The organism is Archangium sp. (genome assembly GCF_036388035.1).
Lineage (GTDB): Bacteria > Myxococcota > Myxococcia > Myxococcales > Myxococcaceae > Archangium.
The window spans coordinates 1-2,815 of record NZ_DASVSO010000043.1; the positions used below are offsets into that span (position 1 = coordinate 1).

Below are 2,815 nucleotides of genomic sequence, written 5' to 3' on the forward strand. Positions count from 1 at the left end.
GATGTCGATGACCTGCTCGGTGAGGGGCGTGGCCTCGATGCGCCGGGGCTGCAAGGAGACCTTCAGGGTGCGCTCGGAGGGGATGATGCGGAAGCCCACCGTGCGCTCCTCCCAGCGACCCGTGGCCGTCGGGTACGCCACCGAGGCGTACACCGCGCTGCCGAAGCGATTCTCCACCTCGAAGGCGTGCACCAGCGTGCGGCCCTTCAGCTCGACGAGCTGGGTGCCGTACAGCCCCGCGCCCGTGAGCGTCACCCACACCGGGCCCGCGTCCTCGCCCGCCGGGCCCCAGCCGTCCGGCAGCAGCGCCACGAGCTGCGCCGTGTCCCCGGACTCCAGCGTGCCCGAGAGCGACGCCAGCGTGAGGTTGGGCACCTGCGCCACCGGCTCGTCGGCCTCGCCGATGACGAGCAGCTGGTCCTCGCCCGTCCAGGCCTCGCCGCCCTTGTCCTTCACCGTGACGCGCGCCACCACCGCGCCCACGTCCGAGGTGGGCACCTTCTCGCGGTAGGCACCATCCGCCCCCGTGGTGAAGGCCTTCTTGCCGAGGCTCTTCTCGGTGCCGTCGGCCTTGCGCAGCACGAACTCCACCTCGCCCGGCGTGGCGCCGTAGGGCTTGCCGGAGAGCGTGGTGGCGCGGATGCCCAGCATCGCCTCGGTGCCCTTCTTCACCACCGCCGCCGAGTAGCGCGTGGAGCCCATCACCTCCACCTTGGACAGGAAGAAGGCGGCGCTCGCGTTGGCGAACGTCTGCTGGTCATCCCGCGCGCGCACGGTGAGCGTGTAGCGGTAGGGGAAGCGCTCCTCGCCCGCCTTGAGCGCGGGCACTGGAATCTCGAGCTGCGCATCCCCGTTCTCGTCGAACGTCGTGGCGCTCGCCCACGGGTCCTCCTCGGCGCCGCGCTGGGCCACCGAGGAGAACAGGCGCTCGGGGACACTCAACCGGCCCTCCGTGGTGGAGGCGCTGCCGTACGTCACCGCGCTCCCCTGCCCGCCCATGCCCGAGTCATCCACCCAGGCCGGCGAGTCCAGCAGCGTGCGGTAGAGGAACACCTCGTACTTCGCGCCCGCGGGCACTCCGCCCGCGTAGCGCCGCGCCCGCACCGTGGCCCGCACCGTCTCGCCCGGCACCACCGTCTCCTTCTCCGGCTGCAGTTCCACATAGAAGGTGGGCTTCACGTAGTCCTGCACGCGCGCCTCGCCCTGGTGCGGCTGCGAGTCCAGCTCGGCCATCACGCGCAGCACGCCCGTGCCCAGGTCCGCCGGCACCATCATGCTGCCGGAGAAGCAGCCGAACTCATCCACCTTCGCGCGCGTCACCACCTCGCGGCCCTCGGCCGAGACGAGCTTCACCCCCACCTCGCGCCGGCGCGGCGTGAAGAGGCGCGCGAGGAAGGTGTCCGGCTGGCGCACCACGCCGCGGTACTTCACCTCATCGCCCGGCTTGTAGACGGGCCGGTCGCTGTAGATGAACACGTCCGGCGCCACCGCCAGCGACGAGTAGAAGTCCGTGTCCACGATGGCGGTGTCCTCGCCCGACGTGGCCGTGGCGATGAGGCGCGGCTCCTGGACGGCCAGCGTCACCTCGCCCTTGTCGTCCGTGGTGCCCGTCGGCCCCTTGCCCGAGGCGAGGTACACCTGCACCTTCGCGCCCGCGCGCGGCTTCTGGTCCCTCCCCGCCACGCGCACCAGCACCTGCCCGTCCGTCTGCTTGAGCTGCACGGTGAGGTCGGTGACGACGAGCACCACCTGCCCCTCCACACGGCCCTGGACGAGCTGGAGGATATAGGTGCCGGCGGGCAGCGGCGGGAGCGTCACCCGGCGCTCCTCGTAGTTGCCGCCGTAGTACGAGGTGTCGAAGCCCGGGACGTTGAACTCGCGCTCGGAGCCACCGAGGTCCAGGTTGAGCCACTGGCTGCGCACCACGGAGAAGCCGGGAGGAATGCCCACGAGCTTCTCGGGGCCCGTGGAGACGCGGGCCAGCGCGCGAGGCGGAGCCAGCGGCGGACGCGCGGGAAGCCCCGGGGCCACCGCCTTGCGGAAGTCCTCGTTGAGGGCGAACAGCAGGAAGGTGCCCGGCCCGCGGGCCGCGTTGAGACCACGGCTGAGCGCGTTGCCGGGGTTCACCGTGGTGGGAGGCGTCTGGTAGGCGCGCCGCAGATCTCCCTGAGCGCGGATGAAGGCGTCCACGTCCGCGGGCTTGAGCACCCGCAGCTCGACGGGCCCATTGTCCTCGAAGGCCACGTCCACGGCCACGGGCTCCCCACTGCCGTAGGCACGGGGGACGGTGATGTAGAGCGGCTTGGCCGCCGCCACGCCTGTGCACACCAGCGCGGCCAACGCCGCGATGCGAGCGGAGTACCTCATGAGCCAAACCCTCCCGGAACCAACCGGTTGCCTTCCACGGTGCCGCGCAGGCCGATGTACGGCAGCGCCTCCAACTCACGCCGAGCGGCCTCGATCTCCGGAGGCGCCATGCGCGGCTGCGGCTTCTTCGAATCCGACGGCGTCACCTGTGACCAATACCCATCCGCCAGCAGCGTGCCGAGCAGCCGCCCGGTGTTGATGCCGAAGGACACCGAGCCCGGCGCGCGCAGCCCCTGCACCACCGGAGGCGCCGCGTTGAGCAGGTTGGTGCTCTTGCCCTCGCACGCCTTGCCCAGCCGCGCGAGCACGTCCGGGGTGGAGGCCAGCACATGGTGCCCGCACAGCGTGGCGGTCTCCATCCGGTTGGGCCCGGAGAAGAGCTGCCCGAGCGCCGCCGCGTCCTCGGGCCGACCCCAGAGCAGGGCCACCTCGGTGGGCAGGCCCTCGT

The 2,815-nt window shown here is 71.8% G+C and carries 1 protein-coding gene and 1 pseudogene; both read right to left on the minus strand.

The features are described 5' to 3' along the window. Positions 1-2,367 (minus strand): MG2 domain-containing protein (locus VF697_RS01945; RefSeq protein WP_331091690.1); only part of this gene is annotated, 2,367 nt, incomplete at its 3' end. Continuing rightward, positions 2,364-2,815 (minus strand): annotated as a pseudogene (locus VF697_RS01950) (hypothetical protein); the annotation flags it as partial. The pseudogene VF697_RS01950 and the gene VF697_RS01945, both read right to left, overlap by 4 nt.